This window comes from Chitinophaga agrisoli (assembly GCF_008386695.1).
In the GTDB taxonomy this organism is placed as follows: domain Bacteria; phylum Bacteroidota; class Bacteroidia; order Chitinophagales; family Chitinophagaceae; genus Chitinophaga; species Chitinophaga agrisoli.
Window position 1 is genome coordinate 3,130,244 of the sequence record NZ_VUOC01000004.1, and the last position, 24,274, is coordinate 3,154,517.

Genomic DNA, 24,274 nt, shown 5'->3' on the forward strand with positions numbered 1-24,274 from the left:
AAGGGCGATCAAGAAAAGATGTTACAACATATAATGATCTTAAATTATCGTATCTTTGCGGGCTGTAGAATCGATAATTTTGCAAGCTGATCTATATTTATGTTGATGTATTCAATATCTCAATATCTATGCTGATGTATTCAGGTAGATGTATTTATGTTGATGTATCCAGGTAGATGTATTTATGCTGATGCATCCAGGTAGATGATCTATGCTGATGTATACAGATAGATGTATTTATGTAGACGTAGATATATATCATGCTTGCTCCAACCAGTAAATCAATTAATAGTTAGATGAAATTATTCCTGCATTATCTTAAAAGCTATAAATGGCTCATATTGCTGGCTTTGCTGCTGGCGACGGTGAACCAGGTATTCTCCCTGCTGGATCCATATATATTCGGGAAGATCATTGACCGGTTTGCGTCTCATCCACAGACGACAGAAAAGGTGAATGGCGTAGCGCGCTCTATGCCCGCTTACCTGAATGGGGTGGTGCTGCTGATACTGGCAGCTATTGGCGTAGCGATGGTATCGCGTATTGCCAAGGCCTTCCAGGATTATTTTGTGAACGTGATCATTCAGAAGTTTGGGGCTACGGTGTATACGGATGGCTTAAGGCACTCCCTGCGGTTGCCTTACCAGCAGTTTGAGGATCAGCGCAGCGGTGAAACGCTGGCGGTGTTACAGAAGGTGCGTATAGATTCTGAGAAGTTTATCACCTCTTTTATTAACGTGTTGTTTACCTCATTGGTAGGCGTAGTGTTTGTGATGGTCTATGCTTTTACGGTACACTGGTCGCTGGTGTTTGTATACCTTGGCGGCAGCATACTGCTGGGGGTATTAATGAACCTACTAAGCCGGAAGATCAAAGTAGTACAGAAGACGATCGTAAAGGAAACGACCATGCTGGCCGGCTCCACTACGGAATCACTGCGTAATATTGAGCTGGTGAAGAGCCTTGGGCTTACGCACCAGGAGATCAGGCGCCTGAACTCCACTACCATCAAGATACTTATGCTGGAATTAAAGAAGGTGCGTACCATTCGGAGCATCAGCTTTGTACAGGGTACCTTTGTGAACCTGTTGCGTTCCAGCATCCTGTTCCTGCTGCTGTATTTACTGTATCCCGGTACGGTAAGCATTGGACAGCTGTTTACCCTGCAGTTGTATTCTTTCTTCATCTTTGGCCCTTTACAGGAGCTGGGTAATATCATACTGGCGTACCGTGAGGCGCAGGTATCGCTGCTGAACTTCCAGAACATCCTGAATACGCCGGTAGAAGAGATGCCTGCGCAGCCTGTACCAGTGGATAAGATAGATGAGCTGATCTTTGACCAGGTAGGTTTTAAACATTTAACGGCCAATAACAAAGCGCTGGATGATATCAATTTCCGGGTGAATGTGGGCGAGACCATTGCGTTTGTAGGGCCTTCCGGCTCCGGTAAGACCACGCTGGTGAAACTGCTGGTAGGGCTATACCGTCCACATGAAGGCAGTATCCTGTATAACGGGGTAGACAGTACAGCAATTGATATAGAAGCCATGCGGCACCAGATAGGTTTTGTAACGCAGGATACGCAGCTGTTCTCCGGCAGTATTAAGGAGAACCTGCTGTTTGTGAACCCGCGCGCTACGGATGAAGATATCATGGAAGTGTTGCAGAAGGCATCTTGCCAAAGCCTGCTGGCACGCGCGGATAAGGGTATTGATACGGTGATAGGCGAAGGCGGGATAAAGATATCCGGTGGTGAGAAACAGCGACTGTCTATTGCCCGCGCGCTGCTGCGGCACCCGCGCCTGCTGGTGTTTGACGAGGCTACTTCTGCGCTGGATTCCATCACAGAAGAAGAGATCAGTCAAACGGTGCGGCAGGTGACTGCTACCCGGGATCATATTACGGTAATGATCGCCCATAGGCTTTCTACGATTATGCATGCGGACAGGATCTATGTGCTGGAGAAAGGGCATATTATTGAAACGGGCACCCATGCGAGCCTGCTGGCGGAGAAGGGGTTGTATTATGCTATGTGGCGGCAGCAGATTGGGGAAAGGAAGAGCGTGGAGCTGGCGTAATGCACATTATTTTTATCTTTGCGACATGAAGAAAAAACGCCCGAATTACTTCCTGAGCCTATTGAAAATGAAATGTCCGCGGTGCCGGAAAGGAGATATGTTCAAAGACAAGAACCCTTTTCACTGGCGGTTATCGAAGATCTTTAATATGCACGAGCACTGCCCGGTATGCGGCCAGCAGTTTGAGCTGGAGACGGGGTTCTGGTTTGGGACCGGGTATGTGAGCTATGCGCTGGCGGTAGCGTTCTCTGTGTTTACCATTATCCTGTACTGGCTGATCTTTGGGCTATCCTGGCAGGATAACAGCGTGTTTATATGGCTGGGCGTGAATGGGGTGCTGCTGGTGGTGTTGCAGCCATGGCTGATGCGTATTAGCCGGGTGTTGTACCTGTACTTTTTTGTGTATTATGATGAGGATACGGCGGAGTTATAATGAAGAAGGGGTATCAGTAGTCTGATACCCCTTCTCATTTAGTATATATGACGACCTTGTGTTAATCTTTTCTCCAGGTCTTCTTTTGTGATGGCGAACTGGTCTCCTATCTTCTTCCCATCCCTGTAAGTTACAACGGTGATCTGCGCGGCTCCTTTGGGGAAAGTAAGCTGCTGCCCGCTTTGGTATTGCGGGTAAAACTGGTCAGGGTCTGAGTTATCGAAGGTGTAGTAGATATCCAGTCCTTTTATCTCTGTGGACAGGCGTACGGTAAGCGCACCGTTGCCATCCCTGCCGGGGGTAGCGATGGCGTTGTAGGCGCTACGGGCGTATTTTACGCCGGCGGCATCTAAACGGGGGTACTGGGCTTCCATACGGGTAATGAAATCATCCCAGTTACGTTTTGCCTTTGGGCTCCAATATACCTCTGCAAGGGCCAGGGAGCGGGGCCAGGTCATGTACTCCGCATGGCGCAGGGTGTTTACGGATTCCGTCCACAGATTGCCCTGGCCGCCCAGGATGAACTTTTCGTCTACACTATCCGGAACGGGATCATAGTTATATGAGTCGCTGAGGCGGCAAATACCGTAAGTGGGCGGCTCTGCGGCGGTCTCTCCCTGGTAGAGATCGAGGTAGCAGAAGTCCCAGGGGGTCATTACTACGTGGTGGTTCATGCGGGCGGCTTCTATACCGCCTTTCATGCCGCGCCAGCTCATTACGGTAGCTTCGGGCGCAAGGCCGCCTTCCAGGATCTCATCCCACCCTATCAGCTTTTTGCCTTTGCTGTTGAGCATTTTCTCCATCCGTTTTACGAAGTAGCTCTGCAGCTCATTCACATCTTTGAGGTGTTCTTTATCCATGCGTTTGCGGCATTTAGGACAGTTGCTCCAGAAGCCTTTGAAGGCCTCATCGCCGCCGATGTGTATATATGGGTTTGGGAACAGGGCAGCTATCTCCGTAAATACTTTATCGAGTACGGCATATACGGAATCGTTGCCGATGCAGAGCACATTGTCATTTTTTCTGCGGAGGCTATCGCCGGGGCCTACCGCGTATTGCAGCTGTGTGCAGGAGAGGTTGGGCATAGCGGTGATCATGGAGAGGCTATGCGCCGGTACGTCTATCTCCGGGAGGATGGTGATATAGCGGTCCTGTGCGTACTTAATAATTTCGCGGATATCATCCTGGGTATAAAATCCGCCGTAAGGCGTAGCCTCACCCGGTTGTGGGGGAAGGAACGTACCCCAGCGGCCGACACGCTCTACGCGCCACGCTCCTTTTTGTGTGAGCTCCGGGAAGGCTTTGATCTCTATACGCCAGCCGTTATCGTCGCTGAGGTGCCAATGGAACGTGTTGTACTTGTATTTGGCCATTTCATCTATGTAGCGCTTTACTTCGTCTTTGGTGAAGAAGTGACGGCTTACATCCAGCATAAGGCCACGCCAGCCAAAGCGGGGATAATCCACGATGTTTACGCAGGGAATGGGCCAATTGCCAGTGACGGTCTTATCCGCTTCAATATCCGGCGGTAAAAGCTGCAGCAGTGATTGCAGGCCATAGAAGATACCCTGGGCCATATTAGCGCGGATCACTACCTGGGTAGGCGTTACCTCCAGTGCATAGCCTTCTTTTTGCAGGCGGTTTCTTGCCTGGTTAACCACGATCTCCAGGCGTATACTTTTTGCGGCCTCCTTTTTTTGCTGGAGGCGGTAGCCGGTGGAAGCGGCTATCTTATCTGTAAACCACTGAACGGTGCCTGCGAGGTCCTTATCATCCTTCTCTGCCCCGGTAACGATCAATGCGGTGTTATTATCCAGCATGAACTCACCGGGATTTTCCGTTATCTCTGCCGGTTCCGGGATAATATGTACCCTTGACTGGGCGGTGGTAACGTGAAACGAAAACAACTGTGCCAGCAGGGCGCAGGCAAACATCATTGGTCTATTCATCGGCTATTATTTTTTACGCGGGTGATGACGTGCAGGCCGGACGGGGCCTGGCGTATTAACAAATATAGGGTAGCAGGGGTGGGAAAACAAGGCTTATATACAGGATATATAAAAGAGAAGCCGGCACAAGGCCGGCTCCCTTAAGAAAAAGTGACTATAACGAAAAAGCTTATTTAAAATCTATGGGCACGGTCAGCTTTACGCTGAAGGTGCGGCCCATATTGAACACGCCCATACGGCCGGTGAGCAGATTCTCCGGGGCGTATTTAAGGCGGCTCAGGTGGCTCTGGTAAGCCACATCGCCAATGTTGTTAACCGCAAAGTGCAGGGAGAACAGCACTTTACTGTCTTTATTAACGATATCCGTACCCAGATGGGCATTGAGGACGGTATAACCATCCGTAGGCGTTTCTGTTTCATAAGCGCTGAAGACGTTGTGCTGGGCCATGTTCAGATCCATCTGCAGGCCTGCATATGCATTACTGAAGAAGGGGCCTACTTTCTTAAAATTACCCCGCAGCTCACTGAGCCAGCGGCCGGCGGGAATGTTGGGCAGGTATTTGGTGGAATCCGAGCCATCGCCCGCAGTGGTGGCGCGCACGTAGGAGAAGGTATTCTCGAAGTGCAGCCAGTCAATGGGGTGTGGGTGGATATCCAGCATTATTTCTCCACCGTAGAGATTAGCGGTAGTTTGCTGGTATTTGAAAGCGCTGTATCCTTCCTCATTATCCGTAGCCGGGATAGAGTCTGTACCAGCGGCGTTGATCAGTTTACGGGAGAAGATAAAGTCTGTGATATGGTTGTAGAATACGCTGGCGGTGAGGGAGATGTGCTGGGTATTGAAATCGATACCCGCATCTACCTGTGTGCTGACTTCCGGCTTCAGATCCGGGTTACCGTATTCGTATTTGATAGTGCCTTCGTGCACCCCATTAGCCGCCAGCTCCGCGATGTTGGGAGAGCGGAAACCGCGGGCGGTATTCAACTTAAGCACTACTTTATCATTGGCCTCGTAGCTGATGCCGGCGCTGGCGGAGATGTTAGAGAAGTTACGGTCAAAGGTGGCAAATTTGGTACTGCTGCCATCCTTAGGCTCGCCGATGGGCGCGCCCTCCGCATCCAGGTAGAGCGCTTTGCCCTTCATGGAGCGGGTATCGAAGCGGAAGCCGCCGCTGAGCGTTAATTTGTTGAATGTTTTGCGGGTAATGGCAAAGGCGCCGAAGTCGAAGAGATCGTAGCCGGGGATCAGGAACTCATCGCCAGAGATACGGTTCTGCTGCGACATGCCGTTTACGCCTACGGTAGTTTGCCAGCCTTTCATCTCCGGGAAAAAGTATTTAAGGCTATAGTTGAACGTTTTTAGTTGCAGGTTGAGCTCCGGATCATCAGGGGCCAGCACATCACCATACTCGCGGCGCTGGTTGGACTGGTAGCCCAGCGTTAGCCCCAGGCGGCCGCCATTGTGCAGGTAGAAGTTGTTATCCCATACCAATTTCTGGTGGTTGATCTTTTGCTTAGGCACGTTCATACTGTAAGACTTAAAATCATCGGCCACCGTTTCTTCTTCGACACCGTTTACGTTTGTGAGTTTGGTAAAGCGGCCCTGATCATCACGATCCCCTTCTACCAGGCCCAGGTTCTGGTTAAAAGACGTGAAGCTAAGGCGGGAGTAGCCCCATTGCTTATTAAGGCCGATACCCGCGCCATAGTTGGTGTTATTGAAGCGGGAGTTAAATACGTAGCCATCGTATTTATTCTTATAATCATGGGCCCATTTCTGGGTGCCGTATACATTCCAGGTAAAGCCGTTCTGGTTGCCGGCCAGGTCTGCATGGTAGGAAACCTGTCCGTTATTGGAAAGGTAGTTGGTGGCGATATTGCCTTTGATGCGGCCTTCTGCCAATGGGGAAGGCGGCACAATATTTACCACGCCGGCCAGTGCATCTGAGCCATAGACCAGGGAGGCCGGGCCTTTGAGCACTTCTATCTTGCTTACGTTGTAATCATCTATCTCAATGCCATGTTCATCTCCCCACTGCTGTCCTTCCTGCCGCACGCCATCTCCTACCACCACTACCCTATTGTAGCCCAGGCCACGGATGTAAGGCTTGGAGATAGCAGGCCCTGTGGTGAGCTGGTTTACGCCGGGTATTTTGGCGATGGCGTCTATGATATTGGTAGAGATCTGCTGATCAAGGTATTCTTTACGGATAACGCTGATGGGCGCCGGGTTCTGTTTAACAGAAGTGGCCAGGTTTACGCCGGTGATGACTACTTCGTTCTTTTCTATGAGCGTTTCTGACAGCTCAAAATCATGGCTGGTAGCGCCATTAACGATGACGGTAGCGGTGAAGGCGGCATAGCCGATATAATGCACTTCTACGAGGAAACGGCCTTTGGGCAGGTTCCTGACGGTATAATTACCCTGCGCATCCGCGGAGGCGCCCACGCGCAGGTCTGGAAAATAAACGGTAGCGCCGGGCAGGGCGGTATGGGTAGCCTTGTCCAGCACTTTGCCGGTTAGGGCATTGTCATAGCCGCCATCTGCGGCCAATAAGGACATGGGTATCAGCAATGCGGCAAAAAGTAAGCGCAACATGGGAAATAGCTGTTAGCGGTTAGCTTTTAGCTGTTAGCAGCGGGCCGTTGGACGGTTAGCCTTTAACGCGGTGCGTGTTGGGCTAGTTCCGGTTACGACTTTAGGCTGCCAGTGGAGACTAAAGCTGTGAGAAATTTGTTTGGGTCATTGTATGCCTACAGGAGGCGTCAATTATCAGCTAATGGCGGGGGGAGCGCGAAGGGCGGCGTTGGTAACGCAGGAGATGGCAGCTACGGGGATGTAGGGTAAGGTGTAGACCCATATTACCGGCTGCGTGGGTGCTATGTATTCTGAGGTGATCTGCTCATAGGGCGGTACGCCTATCTGGAGAAAATCACAGTGTTTATGTTTAACGGAGAAGACGGGGCTGGTATGGCTGCCATGGTCCTCTTTATCCACCGTATCCTGGTGGGGCGCCAGCAGGTGTATAAATTCCCTGGGTGTGATCTGCAAAGCGAACACACCCAGGAGTATAATAGACAGTATCTTATGTAGCCATTGTCTTTTCACTCAGCGAGCTGTGAGTGGCAAAGATAGGGAAAAAGGCCCTAAATGCAACAACGTTGCGGGACCATGTGATGAACGGCAGGCGGCTACCGTACTTTCATCATGGTACGCACCTGTGAGATGGAACCATTCTGGAAGCGGGCGTAATAGATGCCGTTGGGCAGGCCCTCTGCATCGAAGGAGATGGTATAATCCCCCGCCACATGCACTTTGCTTACCGGCACTGTAACGAGACGGCCGGTTGTATCAAAGATCTGGATCATGGTATGCCCGCCTTTCGTGGTGTACTTGATGTACGTTTTTTCCACAAAGGGGTTTGGATAGTTGGTGATATAGTTGATACCGGCATCCCTTACATCCGGCACGGCGGTAATGAGACCGCAGGCGATGCCACTTACGATGGGCAGGCGCTGGTAATCCTTCATCAGCACGTTCTCCAGCTCTTCCTGTTTTACGCAGAACCATTGTTCCAGGAGGGAGGCGTATACAGAGCGGAAATCGTACTGCATGGCAATATTATCCGCCACAGTAGACGTGTCTGGCAAGGTGGGCGAGTTACCCAGCACACCCTGGAGCACATAATCGCCAAAGACGATCACCGGCGCCGCAGCGCCGTGGTCTGTACCCATACTACCGTTGGAACGGATACGGCGGCCAAACTCGGAGAAGGTCATGCCGACTACGCGTTTAGACGCTTTCAGCTGGGTAAGATCATCCATAAAGGCCTTGATAGCGCCGCTCACCTGATCGAGCAGGTCTGCATGGAAACCTTTGGTGGTATCGCCGGCTTCTGTCTGGTTGGCATGGGAATCGAAGTTACCCAGGCTCACCATGTACATGCGGGTCTTTAAACCACCCGCTACCAGGCGTGCCACTATCTTGAGCTGGTTGGCCAGGTTGGTATCAGGATAAGCGCCCTGACGGGTTACCTTGCTGGCGGCCAGTTTGATGGAATCGATATATTTATCGCATTGTTTTGCGATGAGGCGGATATATTTCAGCTCCACGCCCCAGTGTTTATCCAGCGGGGGATCGTTGGTGGGCGCTTCGCCTATGAGATCATAGAAATCTGTAGCGCTGCTGATAGCCACGCCCATGCTGGCCGCGGGGCCCTGGAACATGGGAGATACCAGGGAGCCTATCTGGATGGCCAGCGGATCCGGCGCTTCTGTATTAGGGAAGCCTTCCGGGAAGTTGGGATATTCCTCTGCCAGGTAACGGCCGCCCCAGCCGGTGCTGAGCACCTTATCAGAATCGGCGCCAGTTAACCAGATATCCGTAGCGCGGAAGTGGGAATAATCCGGAGAGGGATAGCTTACGCTCTGTATAATACACACCTTACCATCATCATACAACTCCTGGATACCCTTCATAGCCGGGTGCAGGCCGGTTTTTATATTACCCTGGAGGGGCAGCACCTTCCCTTCCGGGATGGCGATATTAGTACGCGCGGCCTGGTATTTACCGTATACATCCAGCGGAACGACCATGTTAAGGCCGTCGTTACCGCCGAAAAGCTGGATCATTACCAGTACGTGATCGTTATCCGTAGCGGCGCCCTGGAGGGCTGACAGCAAGGGAGAGTTGGCAAAAGCTTTAACCGGATACCCGTCAATAACGGCAGGTATTGCGACAGATGCCGCTGTGACTTTAGCTGTATGTTTGAGAAATTCTCTTCTACGCATGTTAGAGGTCTTTCAGGAGGTCAGGATAATTGGTATTCAGATAGGTCCATGATGAATTTGTACATGGTCTTGAGGCGTGTTTCCACTACCTGCTTCAAGGCCGCGTCTGTAGGATTATTCTTATAGTTCTGCCAGGCCTGCGTCCAGTAGTAATCCGTAGTTTGTCCGCTCAGGAGGAACTGACTCTTCAGGGAAGCCTTAAAAGCATCCGGCGTTTCTACCCGGTACAGCAGATCCAAGGAGTCCTGGATAAGGGTGTTGGGATTGCCGGGATCAGACAGTTGATCGGCAAAAGCAATCACATCCGCCTTCAGGTTGTTGCGGGCGCCCTGACCTGTTATGAGGAAGTCTGACAGCTGGTTACGTTTAGGCAGCGTATCCGTAGTGATCCAGAGCTCATGGAACATGGGCTCCTGGTAGTACGCCGGCCATCCGGCCACGTTAGGCGGATCGCCCAGGTTCTGCTGCATTTTGCCAGCGGTATCGCGGATGTAATCCCATGCATCGTAGGCGTTCATATAGTCTGACGCAGCCGGGAACTCTACGCTGAACTCACGGCAGAGGCCTACGCAGAAATCGGCCGGGCTTTTAATGAGGCAGGACATGTTCAAAGGATCGTAGAAGTGCTCACTTTTGAACATAGCTTTGAGCAGGGGTACCAGCTCATAGTCATTATCGCGGAAGATATTTGCCAGGGGCGTGATCACATCCTGCTCTACCTGGTCATCGATACTGTAGTAAACGAAATAACGGTAGAGTTTGCGCACGATGAACTTAGCTACTTCTGCGTTGGAGAAGATAAGATCCAGCAGGGCATCCAGCTCTTCTGCGCCGGCAGCGCCGGTTTGACCTGTTACGGTACGTTTGCCGTAGAAGTCGGAGAACTGTTTATTCTCAAAATCGTGCTCGCTGCTATCGAAGTAGCTGGTAACGGTTTGCGCGTTGATGCGGTAGCCGGTGAGTACGCGGGAGGCGGCGCGAACGTCATCTTCCGTATAATGAGAGTCTGGTCCTTTACCGATGGTGAACAGTTCCTGGAGCTCGCGGGCGTAGTTTTCCTGCGCAGCTGTTTTACTGTTAAGGTCACCGTTGAGGTAATTGAGCATACAGGGGTCGAGGGTAACGGCTTTCACCAGTTCCTTGAAGTTCCCGATGCAGTGTTTACGGAGGGTGACATTATATTGGTAGTGGTAGCGCAGGTCGAGCACCACGGTAGTTTCTGTGGGGAAGTGGTTGTGCCAGAAGAGGGTCATTTTCTCCTGTATGCTCCTTTTCTGGTTGAGGAGCACGCCCATCCACCATGCGCGGTAGGAGCGCTGGCGGTTCTGGCCCAGGGAGTCGCCATCTGTTTTCACGTATGGCGCAGACATGACCCATGGTTGTCCGGGTGCGATGCCGGTGGAGTCGTCGCCATAGTTATTAACAGGAGGCGCGGGAGGCGTAGGCTCCATGGTAAGAAGGGCATCTACTACCGCATCCATATTGCCAAGGGTTTTAGCCCAAGCAAGATCTGCCGGAGTGGCGCCGAATAAAGCACGTTTGAGGACGTGTACCATTTGAGGAGTTTCAAATGCGCCGGTATACGTGTTAACACCGGAATCTGTACGGCCGAAAGAGGCGTTGTTCACCGTTCTTTTTTGGCGTGCAGCGGATAAGGTTAGGAATTGTCTGCGATCCATATAAGTTGGATATGGTTATAGCGGATTTAGATGGTAATACATTTACACGAGCGAGGTCATCGCGGAGCCAAATTAGTAAAAATTTTAATTTATGGGGATTATTTTATTTGGAATTGGGGGGAAATTGCGGGGCGGGGAAATCAAGAGGGGATGATAGAAAAAAGTTGTATACAAAACTGTGCATTATTAACAGAAATAGTAAAATCTCTATCAAAACGATAGTCATACATTCAATAAGTATCTGAATTATACCCAATTACAACTAAATAATTATTTGCTTAGAATAAAACAGAGGGTTAACTTTGATGCCAATGTTAAATCAAGCTATTCTTTCATAGCAGAAGGAACCACCCCGCTTTCAACCAGGTAGTTCCTCTGTTCATGGACGAATACACAAAAAAATTCCATATGATGAATTCGCGCTCCATGCTGCACATGCGAACAAAGCCGCAGTGCATTATCCCAACGCCTTTTACAGGCTATTATATGACTTCTCAATTGGCAGCTGCGATCGTTAAAGCTGCCCACCATACCATCCCAACACATCCCCGTATTAGTGCTTATTATCGAATATCTGATTTTACCAGGTGACTTCCTGCACTAAACCCACAGATTCGACCAAGGCAACTTGATCTTTATACTATCATTTTGATACGTTTGTATATTAATTTAATTTATCTATACAAAAGTAACACAAACGAATTATAAAAAAGACCATGCCTATGGTATATTTTTTTATGAAATATTTATATGACTATATAACAATGGCTACATTAAGAGAGATGTTACATACACTGGAAAAGGCACTGGGGGTATATGGAAAATACATTTCTACCCAATTAAGAGTAAAACAAACGACTTATAGTTCCTGGAAGACTGGTCAGAATAAGAATTGCAGCATTTCTGTTTATGAAAAATTTAAAGAAATCTTTGGTATCGATCTCTATCAATCCCTACAAAAGGATGTGATTTTTATTTCAGATGCAAAGAAACTATCCAAAGAGCAATATGAGGTGCTAGTGACCAACGGCCCCGTTAAAATTGAGCGACTCCAATAGTCATCTTTGTGTGATGTTTCACCTTAACCGGCCTTACGCGACTTTCCCGCAGGGTTATTTATAATTAACCAACATTTTTATCTACAGGAAGCTTAGGGTTTAGCGTTTTATTTGATCGTTATTTGAAGAGGCCAATTGTGCTTTCGATGTTTTATTATATGTTCATAACCATTATGCGTTGGCAGACGTTTTCACCCTTTATCCCCCTACGCTGTTACCCAGGCAATTCTACGCTTTAACCTGCTACTATGTACGCTTTTACCAGGGCTTTCTTATGCTTATGGGATAAGTGACATTTGATAATGTGATGGAGTATACATGGTACTCACCACCTTTTTATTCCTCCTGGCTCTGGAATTTATTGACATTTGCTAAATTTTTGAATTGGCCCTCCCCGTAACTTTGTTGCTGTTACATAGTTTATTCATCATCTAAAAAATTCTACGTTATGGCTAAGCAAAGTGGGCCTTTATACATCACGGGTACCTATAATGGTATTTGTTTCTACAAAATGAACGGGGAGTATTATGCCCGTCAAAAGAGTTCCCTGAGCGGTAAGCGGGTAAAGAAAGATAAGGCTTTTACCTTAACAATGGTATATGCCGGGATCTTTGGACGTGCGTCTGAGATTGCCGGAGAAGTATACCGCAGTCTTGACCCTAAGAAGAAAAAACATGCGTTATACCGGTCCATGACCAGCAAGGCTAATAAGCTTTTAAAAGAAGGGCTGGATGCGGAGGCCGTGAAAGCCCGGTTGCTGGCGGATTGTTTGCCTGCGGATAAGGTGGAGCGGCCGGGGTGCCTTACACCGGTCAAGACTGTTTCTGCAACGGAACGATTAGCAAATACATCTACCAAGGCGCCGCGTATCGTCCACCACCGGCATGGGAAACGCCCAATGCTGCGCGACCGCAGGGGCAGTTTATCTGTGAGTACGCAGGGACTGTTGACCGGTGCTGATGAAGATGGACTATTGATAATGAGCACCCGGCTTAAGATGCATTACCATCGCGCGAAGCGGCCAGTTTTGTAGGATGCGGGGCATGTGTAAGGCCGATTGTCTTATTATCCTATTGCCCTCTTATCCTCTTACAGATCCAGCAACCTGCGGTGATAATTGATCTGCCCCAAATGGTAGCTTAGATGCGCCAGCAAGTGGGTGAGGAAAAAACCTATGGTCATTTTTTCTTCGAATACCACCAGTGGATATTCTTCGTCCAGCTGTGCTTCTGTAAGTGCGCTTAAGGCAGCATCTACATCAACGGCGGTCTCGTCTATATGCTTTAACAGCTCTTCCCTGGGAATGTTCTTTAATGAAAACTCCAGTGGCCTGTCACGGACATAACCGGTTTGGCCGATGTGTGTGCCGATGAACCCTTTGAGATTGCCTATCAGGTGCAGGCAGAGGTTGCCGGCGCTATTGGGTATTTCCTTTTCGACATGCCAGAGCTGCTGTTCATTCTTATAGGCACTGATCTCGTTACGAAGACGCAACAAATCGCGTTGGTAGAGTTTTTTTAACGTTGGTATAAGCATAACCGTTATTAATCGAAGCTAAAGATACACGAATGCGGCGATATGCTTATTCTGATCTCAGGCTTTTTACCGGGTTCATAAGAGCAGCCTTTATTGCCTGTGTGCTTACGGTAAACACCGTGATGAACACGGCGAAGCCAGCTGCTATGGCAAAGATCCATCCACTGATGACGGTGCGGTAGGCAAAAGCATCCAACCATTTATGCATACAGAGCCAGGCCAGGGGACTGGCAATTATGATGGCTATACACACGAGCCGGATGAAATCCGTTGACAACATAGCGGTGATATTAACCACAGAGGCGCCGAGTACTTTGCGGATACCTATCTCCCGGATACGCTGCTGCGCAGCAAAAGCAGCCAGGCCCAAGAGGCCTAAACAGGAAATGAAGATAGAGATGCCGGTGAACCAGCCCACGATCTGCGAGGTACGCGTTTCTGCGTGATAGTTACGCTGGAAGTCTTCATCCAGGAAGCTGTATTCAAAGGGCTCATCCGGGCAAAGGGTTTTCCATTTAGCGGCGATCAGCGCCAGCGCTTTGTCCATCTGCCCGGTATTTACATGTACGATCATGTAATTGAAGAAGCTGCCGCTATCCAGGAAAAAGACGTAGGGCTGAATAACATGGTGTAAATCTTCGAAGTGGAAATCCTTTACTACGCCCACTATTTCAAAGGTATGCGATGTTTGTCCGGGTACTTCCCAGACAAGGTGTTGTCCGATGGCATCGTCCAGGGGAATGGACAATTTACGTAGCGTGCTTTCATTTACGACCATGCGGTCGCTGGTATCGCTCATAAACTCCCGGGAAAACAGGCGGCCTTTGACCAGCTGGAAGCCCATCATCTTCAAATAATCCGGGGATACCCAATTTGTCTTTGCCGTTTGTACTTCGCTGATCGTTTGATCCTGGCGATGCAAGGAAAAGTCTGAGGGATTGGAGATACCCGGGTAATATCCGGTCCCCTCCGCCCCTAGTACCGTGGCGCTTTGCAGGATCTCGTTACGCAGGCTGGCATATGCCTTATGCGAGACCTCGCTGCGCATGGGTATTACCAGTTGCTGGCTCTTGTCAAACCCTAAGGGCTGATCACGAAGGAACTGCATCTGCTGCTGTATGATGAGGGTAGCCAGGACCAGTCCGATGGAGATCACGAACTGGAAGACCACTAATCCTTTCCGCAATGCGGTAGCAGACATTGAGTTTATGAAGCGGCCTTTCAGCACCTGTATGGGGTTAAATAATGCCAGATAAAAGGCGGGATAACTGCCTGCTATCAACCCGGTGAGCAGCGCCAATGCAATGAAGGCGCCGATGATGGGCGCTTCCATCACTACTGCAAACGATAATGTTTTACCTGTGAGCTGATTAAACAGGGGTAAACCCACGGCGACCAATACCATCGCGAATACCAGGGCCAGTAGAGATAGGATCACGGACTCGCCCAGGAACTGTCTTATCAATGCGCCTTTCTCTGCTCCCATTACCTTCCGGATGCCTACTTCCGCGGCCCGCTTTGCGGAACGGGCGGTAGCCAGGTTCATAAAGTTAATGCAGGCAATGAGCAGGATAAAACCCGCAATGCTGGACAATATATAGAGATAGGTTTTGCTATTGGTGGGGGTAACGATACTACCCGCGCGGTCATATAAATGTATATCCGTTACCGGTAGCAGGGAGATGCTTCTCTGATAGCCGGCAGCCTTGAGATCTTTATTAGCGTATTGCTCCATAAAGGCCGGAAACTTACGCTGCAGTTTACCGGGATCTGTACCCGGACGCAACCGCACATAGGTAGTGAACATGTTGCTATGGGAAAAGTTAAGTGTGGCTGTACGCAGGAAATTCCCTACCCAGCCAGCGGACATGGGCAGGAAAAAGCGGGCGTCTATATGGGAACGGCTGCTTTCATCTTTATATACGCCCGTTACGCGGAAGATACCTCCATTGCCGGAGACGCCCCCTACGATGATCGTTTTGTCCAGCGCGGGAGCATTACCAAACAGCTTGCGCGCCACCGGTTCTGACAGCACGATGGCGTTGGGCTCCATCAGGGAGGTTTGGGGATGACCTTCTATAAATTGATAGGAGAACAGATCGAAAAAAGTGGAATCTACCTGATAGCCTTTTGTTTCGTAGAAAGACCGGATGGTGTTGCCGGTCTCTTTTACCTGCAGCAATATTTTTGAATCGACACGGTTGCTCCAGAGACGGGCGACCTGCTCCACTTCCGGGAAAGCCGCTTTGAGCGCCGACGCGTAGGGCGCGGAGATAGTGGAAAAGACCTTTACATCAGTACCGGAAGCTACCTTGCCTTCCCCTTTGAGGAAATAGAGATTTGCAGCGTGTTGCTGGTGATGGTCGAAGATCAGCTCACTACGGATGTAGAGGAGCAGTAACATGCAGCAGGCCATTCCAATGGAAAGGCCGAATATGTTGATGGCGGAAAACAGCTTGTTCCTAAGCAGATTCCGGACGGCGATCCTAAAGTAATTCTTGAGCATAGTGATGGAGTTTTCACGAAAGGAATGCCAGAAGTATATTGTTTTGGTAGTCAGGCGGTTTTAGTTGGCGGGGAAGCGAGAGATGTTCGTTTTCGTACGGGGGATGTCCGGTTTTGCCGGTGACATGCGATGGATTGGGGGCTTTTGAAGGGATATTAAAAAAAACCGTCCATTATGGCAGGGATGCTGCGTAATGGACGGTCTGGTGCTATATGTGCAATAGATTCAGATCTAGTCGATGCGCTCGATAATGCCGGCGATGCCTTGTCCGCCGCCTACGCAGGCGGTGACCATGCCGTACTTTTTGTTGAGGCGTTTCAGGTCGCTGAGGACCTGAACGGTGAGCTTAGCGCCGGTGCAGCCTAAGGGATGGCCCAAGGCGATGGCGCCTCCGTTGATGTTGACGATGTCCGGGTTGATGCCCAGCTCGCGGATAACGGCCAGGGACTGGGAGGCGAATGCCTCGTTAAGCTCTACCAGGTCTATGTCCTGCAGGGATTTACCGGCCTGTTTCAGGGCGCGGGGCACTGCCGCTACGGGACCGATGCCCATAATACGGGGATGTACGCCAGCGGCAGCACAGGCTACCAAGCGGCCGATGGGTTTCAGGCCCAGTTCGTTGACCATGGTTTCGCTCATCACGATAACGAAAGCAGCGCCATCGGAAGTCTGGGAGGAGTTGCCCGCAGTAACGGAGCCGCCTGCGGCAAATACTGGTTTTAGTTTTGCCAGGGCTTCGGGTGAGGTGTCTGCACGCGGGCCTTCGTCTGTATCTACGGTGTAGGAGCGCTTCTGCTTTTTGCCTTTAGCGTCTACATATACTTCTTCTACATTTATGGGCAGGATGCCTTCTTTGAAATAACCGTTTTTAATGGCTTCCAGGGCTTTCTGATGGGAACGCAGGGCGAATGCGTCCTGGTCTTCCCGGGAGACCTTGTATTCCTGCGCTACGGCTTCGGCGGTGAGGCCCATGCCCAGGTAATAATCCGGCGTGGTGCTGGCAACCTGGTAGTTAGGTACCGTTTTCCAACCAACGGTAGGTACCAGGCTCATACTTTCTGTACCACCAGCAATGATACAATGGGCCATACCGGACTGGATCTTGGCGGTGGCGATGGCGATGGTTTCCAGGCCGGAAGCGCAGTAACGGTTCACGGTCATGCCAGGAACACCTTCTCCCAGGGCCCTTACGGAGATCATACGACCGATCTGGAGGCCTTGTTCCGCTTCGGGGACTGCATTGCCGACGATCAGATCGTCCACCCGGCTGGGATCCAGTTGGGGAACGCTGCTTAAAAGGCCAGTGATGACGTCTACGGCCATGTCATCAGGCCGGTAAAAGCGGAATCCGCCCCGTTTGGCCTTGCCAACGGCGGTGCGGTATCCGGCTACTATATACGCTGTTTCCATGCTTTACACTCCTTTTTGCGGGGAAATCCCGATTTTTTATACAATTAAGTTAAATAACTTTTGTGAATTTTAAATCAAGGTCTTAAATTTGCAACCCTGTTAAGGGGAAAGGCTGGTGAAAATTAGTCTTTTATAAATTTTGACTCTGTAGCTCAGTTGGTAGAGCAGCTGACTCTTAATCAGCGGGTCTAGGGTTCGAGTCCCTACAGGGTCACTGGAAGATAAAAAAGTGAAGTCTAAACGGCTTCACTTTTGCTTTAAGGCCATAGGGCTGGATAGCGTATCCGCTCAGCTTTCATTTCGAGTTTCTCCGCCATATCGTATGGCCGCTTCCAGTATATCAATGTCTATATCTTTTAGCGTTTTGAACTTAATGCAATACCCGGTTACGCTCGCCTTGCCTAGTTTGCTTCCGTATGTCCGGGCTAAGTATGTTTTGTCTTTGATACCAAGGATATAGACAGAGATACCCGTTGTGTTTGCACTGATACCAATTTGAAAAAACTCCTTTGTTGTTCCATTAGCATATTTTATGGTATGAGATCCATATCCTATAGTAGGGTTCGCAACCGTTTTATTTTCGCTGTTTTTACCATTATCGAACCACAATTTACATGCTGGCAAGGCTTGAAGCGCGCGCAGGTGCAACTCTTGCATCTCATTACGTTTGGGTTCAGGTTGGCTTGCAATATAGTTTCGGATTTGGTCTTGTATGTTCATAAACCATTGAATTACGGAGCGTTGATACTGTCCTTTCAAATTTCGTTTATTTTAACTTACCTACTCATTTATTTCCTTTAATTTCCGGGAGCAATAATAAATAGGTATGGAATCCTGGTATAATTATCTGTATGTGCATTCGTACAAGTTGATAGTGAGCAAAAAAGGAATGAATGCCAGGTGTAGTGCGTTATTGTTAGTGTCCGCGATGTTTATGCCTATTGTATTGGCAATCGGGCTATTTGCCGCCATGAAACTGATAAAATTGTCATCCGTTGGATATTGGATAGTTGCTTTGCTTTTGGTGTGCCTCAATTATTACGCAAATAAGAGATGCATTTATAATAAAAAACGATACAAAGCAGCCGTATTGATATTTGAGCGGGAAAGCAGCACCCAAAGAAAGATCGGCTATATCGTTACAATAGCGTTTGTGGCAATTTCACCGATACTGTCCTTTATCTTGTTCGTTTTATCAGGTAGTTTCTTATGACAGATAACACTGGTAGAAGTGCTGTTGGGATTTGGCATTTATCAGGCACTTCGTTGTGACTGAATGATAATATTAGCTTTGATATCTCCCGATAAGATATAAAGATAACCTGGACAGCGAGGAAAGGTATATGCAACTCCCGTTTCACAGTTACAAAGAAATTATTACAAGAAAAAGAACTAACAGATGAAAGTGCTAACCTATTTTATTGCCTTTGTAGTTGTTACGATCCTGGTTTCATGTGTGGCCGCCACGAAGTTGTATTCGCAAAAGAACCGGCATCTTTTACACAAGACAGACCTGGATACCACGGCGTATTTTTACGGCCAGCATATTGATGTAGAAGACCGTAGAATGGAAATCGGCGATACTAGTGAAGGCCTGTATATTCTGGGCAGTGTTGATGACAGAGATATCATAAATAGCTCAAAATATTCCGATGAGGAGAAGATTGAGGTACTAAGACAGTTCTTGACCTTCCAGGGGGATACTGTAAGGAGCAACAAAGGTTACTTTTTACATGACATCATATGGGAGCGGCCTAAGCAAAAAGAACCATTTACCATAGAAGTAGAGGCCCTTTTTTCCCTTACGCGGATGCTTACTGAAGGATTACCTCCTATAGACCCTGTTATAATAGAGCGGCAAACCGGTAAACCAATAAACACAGACCGCAAAAAGATGGATGAGGTATATGCCATTTATAAAAAATGGTTTGCGGACAATAGTAACACCGACTTTACGGACATGTCATGGCCATTGGCAGGCACACCTTATCATTGGCGTGGGGATGACAAGGACTTAAGGCCATTTTTTAAGAAGTCACTCAGGTAATATTTACCAGGTAAGTTGACCAGTTTCAGAGGGTAACCTAATATTCGATTGCAGAAGAGCAAAAATGTTTGTATATTCCTTTGTACTTCATATTCCCCATCATGCAAACGATTTTTTCCTAATATACCCTTTCCGAATTTATAAAACAGGCCCTCAAATGAACTATCCGGTAATCCCTTCAATACCATTTGTACGTAGCTTAAAAAAGTGCATTTTCTCAATAGGAATATTATTATGCAGTAGCGCCTTCGTTAAAAGCCAGAATAACCGCTTTACCTTCTCAACCGGTGCGGTGATAAATGAGAATGATTTCAGCTGGTCGATTGCTGGTAATTTGCAAGGTCAATCTCCGAATGTTTTATCAGAATTGCACTTTAATAACATCACATCTCTGGGCTTTTATCTAAGTGGTACTTATAGCCCTGTAAAATGCCTGCGGTTAGATGCATACTATCAAAGAAACGGTGTAATTAGTGGCAGCGGTGAGGACACGGACTATAAGGGCGATGATCGCACGGATCCTACGTTCCAACAGCCCTTTTCGAGCAATAAGGGTTATCTGGAAGTCTTGAGGATAGGTGCGAAGGCTATATTTTTACAACGGGGGACGTTCAGTTTGGGGGCTGGAGCGGCCTATAAAAGTGCGAAACAAAGTTTTGCTATCCTTAGTCCGGAATTAACGGACTTACGAAGCACTTATACAGCCAAGTGGCGGGGACCGGCTTTCTCCGTGGAGGGTAATTATGTGATCAACCACTCTTTTTCTGTTGGAGCCGATATAACTTATGCTGTGATCAGTTACAGGGGAGAGGCGAACTGGAATCTGATCGATATATTCATGCAGCCGTTAAGTTTTGCCCAGACTGCAAGAGGTCACGGCATGGACTATAGTATAAAATTCAGGTATTCCGCCAATGACTTCCTTTCATTCTCACTTGACGGGATGTTTGGGAATACAAGGGTCTTCCAGGGAACTGACATATCCTACCTGAGAAACGGTATGCAGCTATCAACGCAATTTAATGGCTCCAGGAATGACTATTACGGAGCCCGTCTGGGAGCAACTGTTCAATTCTAACAGCTAGATGTTTACTGGTTAAATAAACATGGCGTAAACACACAAAGCCGGTTCCAATAACCGGCATTTTTTTACATGTCTGGGCAGTAGCTGGGTCTCTTATTTTTCCAGCCTGTATTTTATCCTGATCTCAGGCGATACCGCTGTATTGAGCAAGATCAAAGAAGTGTCCGGGGAAAGGGTTAGTTTTCCTTTTACATCTGTTCTTTGATTGCCGTTCGCATCCAGGAAATAAATGCTATCAGCGGTTAACTTGAGTGCGAAGACGGAGTCTTTCTGGATAGTATATACAAAATCAGTTTTGATATTTGTCCTGGAGCTATAGGTGGCAAAATTACTGCTTTGCAGTGTGTTCCCCTGGGCTAACCATGAAAAGGCATTGCCGTTTGCGATCTTTGTCCAGCTTTCACTTGTCTTTATGGAGTCCTCGCGCCAATTGAATTTAGCACCATATGTAAAGGGGTCTATCTGTAAGTCATCGTCCTGATCCTTCTTATCGCATGATTGGAATAACAGTAAAGCCACAATTGGGCACAGAAAATAGAAAAGGCATTTCATTCGCGGATATTTTGGTTATTTTGAAAAACGCAATTTAGGTTTTTAATCCTTCAAACAGAGAAAAAGCCTGCTATTTTTTGCAGGCTTTTTCCCGGTATTGTCAACTTATGGACAAGTAAATTTTCCTAAATCATTGGTTAGTGTGCAACAATTAGGAGGGTTTGGATTGCCATTGTTCAAGTACGCTTGTAAATCAAGTCTTTCAGATGGCGTCATAACTGTATTATCTGACCAATATACAACGGGAGCCAATTCTGCATACACATCTGTTCTTGCCATATAAGGAAGATAAAAATAGTTTATCCAGGACCGGTCACTGTTAGAAAGGAAACTACCCTGGAAGATATCAGTACCATCGGTTCTGGTGTACATTGGCAGGCTTGTGTTATGTACTACGGATGTACTGCTTGTATAAGAGCTATATCCCATTATAGAAGTGTAGTCGTAAACACCTGTCTGATAGTAATCTGTTGATGGTATACTAAACTGTGCCAGTCCGGAAGAAGTAAGGTTAGACGTATTAACAGTGACATATGAGTTCCTGTCCAGGCGCGTATGTTCATGCCTTAATCCCAGTGCGTGGCAAATTTCATGGATAATTACACTGTTGTCCCATGAATTAAAGGCGAAATCAGCGAGGTTGATGCGTTGTACTCCCCCTACCCTTCCAAGGTATGAGTTGCTGACATCAGCGCCATCTGTTGACCAAAACTCAATGTTCGGGTATTCAAATCCATAAGTGGGATCTACAAGCGGCTCACAGGTAGCATTGTAAAACCTCACATTTGTGTTTGATTGCATTTCAAGTAGCGCAGATTGCACCCTCTGTTTCTCCCACAGGGTTAAATTCGATCCATATATGATCCTGACCATCGCCCATAAGTTATAGGGCGTGGGATAAATACTGAATGCCCTTGGGATTGTACGGCCACCCTGGGCTGTGTTTTCAAATGGTACATTGTAAACCGGGTGTGCATTTTTCACGGCGCCAACATAGTCTGGTTTCTTCGCCTGCAGCTGACCATGGGCTTCCAGATTTTTGTACTGTTCTTTGGTAAGGCGTATATCACCCTCCCAGAAATAATCAGTTCCTTTTTTTTCAACTACAACACCGGACTTTAAAGTGATGGGGCCGTCCTGCGCATTATCCTGCTGATCAGATGATTTGTCCTTAGTACAGGAGAAGAAAAACAGTACTGATAACAACGATAGCGTTTTCAGATAGTAATTACGTTTCATGTTCATATTAATTGGTTAAGATTAAGGGAATATTGAGGGTTATGAAATACCAGGGTTCTGTTCATAAGGGGGTATCGTGGGTTATTTAATATAGGTTATCACTAAAAAAGAATGTAAGGTTAAGCAAATTATTTTCGTGGATACTCTGCAACAGTACTATGTCTAAGTTAAACAAATATTCCTATTATTAAAAAATAATTATCTACTGCGATAATACTGCAAGGAGTTGCATAACGGAAAGACATCAAGGCGCCCGAACTTTCAAATCTCAGCAAGTCAACCCTACCATTCTTCAATAAAATTTTCAGCATTGATCAAATTTCAATACATTAGTAAACACAATTAATTTTCTAAACCCAAATGCTTAACCCATAAAGACCAAACGCATTTGTTGTTTTCCCTGGTATTGACGCCCTGCAGCCTTGTACATCACCTGTAATAAACAAGACAAAACGCTCATTACTGGAACCAAGATCGTATGCTGAACAACCACTCCATGGCATTGCTCCCAAGCTAAAGACAGGAGAGGATTATTTATTAAATGCTATCCGTTATGAAAAAGGTCACAGTGCCCAAAAAACTCCATCTGTTGAAGATCAAAATTTCCAGTCTCAGCAAATCAAAACAGTCAAAAGGAATTTGTCTGACCTCTATTGATCAGACTACCTGTGGTTGCAGGACCCTTGACTGCGTTTGATAACCCGAACCAGGCATGATCTATTTACCCATGCTTCCGGCTTGTACGGAAGCGAAGGCGCCCTCTTTATGTTGAGGGCGCCTTATTATCTGTTTAAGATCTAAAACACGAATTCGCCGCTATAGGGATCTACCGTAGTAGCCATCGGTTTTTCATCCCCCAGCTGTGGCACAGCTGGCGACGGATGTACTTTAGGCGCCCAAAACAGTAACGATGCCAACGCCACTGTAGGTGATATCACGCTCCAGGTAGCCAAATTGTTACTTTTTCTGACTTCACTCATGTAGTTGGTGACTATAAAGGAATTAGCTTTTCTTTCTAACGGCACCAACTCTTTTAAATCGTACTTATACAATTCCCCTTTCTTTGATAATCCCCACGGCGCATCCAGCTCTGTGCAGCTGCTGTCTACCTCTCTGGCATATATGGTCACCTTATTCTTTCTTACGGAAATATCATAATCTGTAACAGATGGCGCATTTGCCAGGAACTCCTTATAACTAAGATATACGCCTTCCTTATAAACGGTATCTATATAGATGGGCGCGCGGAATTTTTCCTGCTCCCGTGCAACGATCTCCGCTTCAGTTAGCGCCGGGTCGCTGGCAGCAGTACCCACGGCCAGGTCACAGTAGATATAGAACACCTGCAGCGCGTGGGCAATGTTATCATCGTGCACTTGAGTTACATAAAGGGCTTGTTGGACCAATATGGTATCAAAGGTTTTCAGCAACCTGTAATGCTGTTTGTCTGCGGAGAGCCAGGCATCTGCTTTCAGCCTTACTATGGCGCCGGGGCCTTCATTGACGCGCAGGTCTTTAATGATCCACAGCATCTGCATGCCTGATCCTTTATAGACATTTCTAAGCATGTCATTTACGTAGTCCTGCAGGAAAGATGTGTAGGGCCGGTCCGGCACAGCATATTTCAGGCCTTTGGGAATAAATCCCAGCTGGGTAGTATCCGCACAAACCGGGATCACCCTGACACCCGATAACGGTATAAGCGTTTCCCCTTTGGCCCGGTATTGTCTGGCCTTCAGGTGGATGGTCTTGATCTTTCGGGTTTTAGTAGTATCGGCAGATTGGGCAAAAATGGCAAGGGCCTGTGTCCATACGAATACTGCAGTTAACAAATATTTCATAGGTAAAATTGAATAACGATTTTATGGCATAAATATAATCGATTTGGGAAGACCAGCAACATGCATCCCCA

At 47.9% G+C, this 24,274-nt stretch carries 18 protein-coding genes and 1 tRNA gene; 6 read left to right on the top strand and 13 right to left on the bottom strand.

From position 1 onward, the window contains the following. Window positions 1-296: 296 nt before the first annotated feature. Entirely contained in the window at window positions 297-2,078 is a 1,782-nt protein-coding gene (locus F0L74_RS31445) for an ABC transporter ATP-binding protein (RefSeq protein WP_149841840.1), read from the top strand. Between the two features lie 25 nt (window positions 2,079-2,103). Further along, on the top strand, window positions 2,104-2,511 hold the full coding sequence (locus F0L74_RS31450; RefSeq protein ID WP_149841841.1) for a DUF983 domain-containing protein: 408 nt from the start codon (window positions 2,104-2,106) through the stop codon (window positions 2,509-2,511). Between the two features lie 38 nt (window positions 2,512-2,549). On the opposite strand, the gene F0L74_RS31455 is transcribed toward F0L74_RS31450, so the two are convergent. The 6 genes from F0L74_RS31455 to F0L74_RS34200 form a co-directional block, all read right to left on the bottom strand. Beyond that, a complete protein-coding gene (locus tag F0L74_RS31455; protein ID WP_246197889.1) occupies window positions 2,550-4,460 on the bottom strand; it encodes a beta-N-acetylhexosaminidase in 1,911 nt (636 codons plus the stop codon). A gap of 169 nt (window positions 4,461-4,629) precedes the next feature. Further along, window positions 4,630-7,059: a TonB-dependent receptor gene (locus F0L74_RS31460; RefSeq protein ID WP_149841842.1), complete on the bottom strand. Its 2,430-nt coding sequence runs from the start codon at window positions 7,057-7,059 to the stop codon at window positions 4,630-4,632. Between the two features lie 174 nt (window positions 7,060-7,233). Further along, a complete protein-coding gene (locus tag F0L74_RS31465; protein ID WP_149841843.1) occupies window positions 7,234-7,569 on the bottom strand; it encodes a hypothetical protein in 336 nt (111 codons plus the stop codon). An 83-nt stretch (window positions 7,570-7,652) separates the two neighbouring features. Beyond that, complete coding sequence (locus tag F0L74_RS31470) at window positions 7,653-9,251, bottom strand: DUF1501 domain-containing protein (protein ID WP_149841844.1); 1,599 nt, start codon at window positions 9,249-9,251, stop codon at window positions 7,653-7,655. Window positions 9,252-9,271: 20 nt separating this feature from the next. Continuing rightward, complete coding sequence (locus F0L74_RS31475) at window positions 9,272-10,930, bottom strand: DUF1800 domain-containing protein (protein WP_149841845.1); 1,659 nt, start codon at window positions 10,928-10,930, stop codon at window positions 9,272-9,274. 946 nt (window positions 10,931-11,876) lie between these two features. Then, complete coding sequence (locus tag F0L74_RS34200; protein ID WP_368732375.1) at window positions 11,877-11,957, bottom strand: hypothetical protein; 81 nt, start codon at window positions 11,955-11,957, stop codon at window positions 11,877-11,879. Between the two features lie 479 nt (window positions 11,958-12,436). Between F0L74_RS34200 and F0L74_RS31485 the strand changes: the two genes are divergently transcribed. Beyond that, the gene (locus F0L74_RS31485; RefSeq protein ID WP_149841846.1) at window positions 12,437-13,021 is read left to right on the top strand and encodes a hypothetical protein; all 585 of its coding nucleotides are present in this window, start codon (window positions 12,437-12,439) and stop codon (window positions 13,019-13,021) included. A gap of 56 nt (window positions 13,022-13,077) precedes the next feature. Here F0L74_RS31485 and F0L74_RS31490 read toward each other — a convergent pair whose 3' ends face one another. From F0L74_RS31490 to F0L74_RS31500, 3 genes are all read right to left on the bottom strand, one after another. Beyond that, complete coding sequence (locus tag F0L74_RS31490; RefSeq protein ID WP_246197893.1) at window positions 13,078-13,485, bottom strand: DinB family protein; 408 nt, start codon at window positions 13,483-13,485, stop codon at window positions 13,078-13,080. Between the two features lie 85 nt (window positions 13,486-13,570). Next, window positions 13,571-16,030, bottom strand: a complete 2,460-nt coding sequence (locus F0L74_RS31495) for an ABC transporter permease (RefSeq protein WP_149841848.1) — start codon at window positions 16,028-16,030, stop codon at window positions 13,571-13,573. A gap of 231 nt (window positions 16,031-16,261) precedes the next feature. Then, complete coding sequence (locus F0L74_RS31500; RefSeq protein WP_149841849.1) at window positions 16,262-17,440, bottom strand: acetyl-CoA C-acyltransferase; 1,179 nt, start codon at window positions 17,438-17,440, stop codon at window positions 16,262-16,264. 141 nt (window positions 17,441-17,581) lie between these two features. Between F0L74_RS31500 and F0L74_RS31505 the strand changes: the two genes are divergently transcribed. Further along, a tRNA-Lys gene (locus F0L74_RS31505) sits at window positions 17,582-17,654 on the top strand. A 74-nt stretch (window positions 17,655-17,728) separates the two neighbouring features. On the opposite strand, the gene F0L74_RS31510 is transcribed toward F0L74_RS31505, so the two are convergent. Then, a complete protein-coding gene (locus F0L74_RS31510) occupies window positions 17,729-18,160 on the bottom strand; it encodes a DUF1801 domain-containing protein (protein WP_149841850.1) in 432 nt (143 codons plus the stop codon). Between the two features lie 679 nt (window positions 18,161-18,839). Here F0L74_RS31510 and F0L74_RS31515 point away from each other — a divergent pair. Further along, entirely contained in the window at window positions 18,840-19,487 is a 648-nt protein-coding gene (locus tag F0L74_RS31515) for a hypothetical protein (RefSeq protein WP_149841851.1), read from the top strand. 157 nt (window positions 19,488-19,644) lie between these two features. After that, complete coding sequence (locus tag F0L74_RS31520) at window positions 19,645-20,565, top strand: hypothetical protein (protein ID WP_149841852.1); 921 nt, start codon at window positions 19,645-19,647, stop codon at window positions 20,563-20,565. Between the two features lie 99 nt (window positions 20,566-20,664). On the opposite strand, the gene F0L74_RS31525 is transcribed toward F0L74_RS31520, so the two are convergent. The 3 genes from F0L74_RS31525 to F0L74_RS31535 all read right to left on the bottom strand — a co-directional run bounded on the left by F0L74_RS31525 (window position 20,665) and on the right by F0L74_RS31535 (window position 24,203). After that, on the bottom strand, window positions 20,665-21,123 hold the full coding sequence (locus F0L74_RS31525; RefSeq protein WP_149841853.1) for a hypothetical protein: 459 nt from the start codon (window positions 21,121-21,123) through the stop codon (window positions 20,665-20,667). Between the two features lie 105 nt (window positions 21,124-21,228). Beyond that, on the bottom strand, window positions 21,229-22,368 hold the full coding sequence (locus tag F0L74_RS31530) for a M12 family metallopeptidase (RefSeq protein WP_149841854.1): 1,140 nt from the start codon (window positions 22,366-22,368) through the stop codon (window positions 21,229-21,231). Between the two features lie 791 nt (window positions 22,369-23,159). Then, the gene (locus tag F0L74_RS31535) at window positions 23,160-24,203 is read right to left on the bottom strand and encodes a hypothetical protein (protein WP_149841855.1); all 1,044 of its coding nucleotides are present in this window, start codon (window positions 24,201-24,203) and stop codon (window positions 23,160-23,162) included. Between the last annotated feature and the right edge of the window lie 71 nt (window positions 24,204-24,274).

Excerpts from the sequence above, each read along its gene's own strand:
- F0L74_RS31485 (WP_149841846.1), top strand. The coding sequence starts at position 12,437 with ATGGCTAAGCAAAGTGGGCCTTTATACATCACGGGTACCTATAATGGT.
- F0L74_RS31450 (WP_149841841.1), top strand. The coding sequence starts at position 2,104 with ATGAAGAAAAAACGCCCGAATTACTTCCTGAGCCTATTGAAAATGAAA.
- F0L74_RS31515 (WP_149841851.1), top strand. The coding sequence starts at position 18,840 with ATGAAAGTGCTAACCTATTTTATTGCCTTTGTAGTTGTTACGATCCTG.
- F0L74_RS31455 (WP_246197889.1), bottom strand. The coding sequence starts at position 4,460 with ATGAATAGACCAATGATGTTTGCCTGCGCCCTGCTGGCACAGTTGTTT.
- F0L74_RS31500 (WP_149841849.1), bottom strand. The coding sequence starts at position 17,440 with ATGGAAACAGCGTATATAGTAGCCGGATACCGCACCGCCGTTGGCAAG.
- F0L74_RS31510 (WP_149841850.1), bottom strand. The coding sequence starts at position 18,160 with ATGAACATACAAGACCAAATCCGAAACTATATTGCAAGCCAACCTGAA.
- F0L74_RS31470 (WP_149841844.1), bottom strand. The coding sequence starts at position 9,251 with ATGCGTAGAAGAGAATTTCTCAAACATACAGCTAAAGTCACAGCGGCA.
- F0L74_RS31495 (WP_149841848.1), bottom strand. The coding sequence starts at position 16,030 with ATGCTCAAGAATTACTTTAGGATCGCCGTCCGGAATCTGCTTAGGAAC.
- F0L74_RS31520 (WP_149841852.1), top strand. The coding sequence starts at position 19,645 with ATGAACTATCCGGTAATCCCTTCAATACCATTTGTACGTAGCTTAAAA.
- F0L74_RS31535 (WP_149841855.1), bottom strand. The coding sequence starts at position 24,203 with ATGAAATATTTGTTAACTGCAGTATTCGTATGGACACAGGCCCTTGCC.
- F0L74_RS31530 (WP_149841854.1), bottom strand. The coding sequence starts at position 22,368 with ATGAACATGAAACGTAATTACTATCTGAAAACGCTATCGTTGTTATCA.
- F0L74_RS31460 (WP_149841842.1), bottom strand. The coding sequence starts at position 7,059 with ATGTTGCGCTTACTTTTTGCCGCATTGCTGATACCCATGTCCTTATTG.
- F0L74_RS31525 (WP_149841853.1), bottom strand. The coding sequence starts at position 21,123 with ATGAAATGCCTTTTCTATTTTCTGTGCCCAATTGTGGCTTTACTGTTA.
- F0L74_RS31445 (WP_149841840.1), top strand. The coding sequence starts at position 297 with ATGAAATTATTCCTGCATTATCTTAAAAGCTATAAATGGCTCATATTG.
- F0L74_RS31475 (WP_149841845.1), bottom strand. The coding sequence starts at position 10,930 with ATGGATCGCAGACAATTCCTAACCTTATCCGCTGCACGCCAAAAAAGA.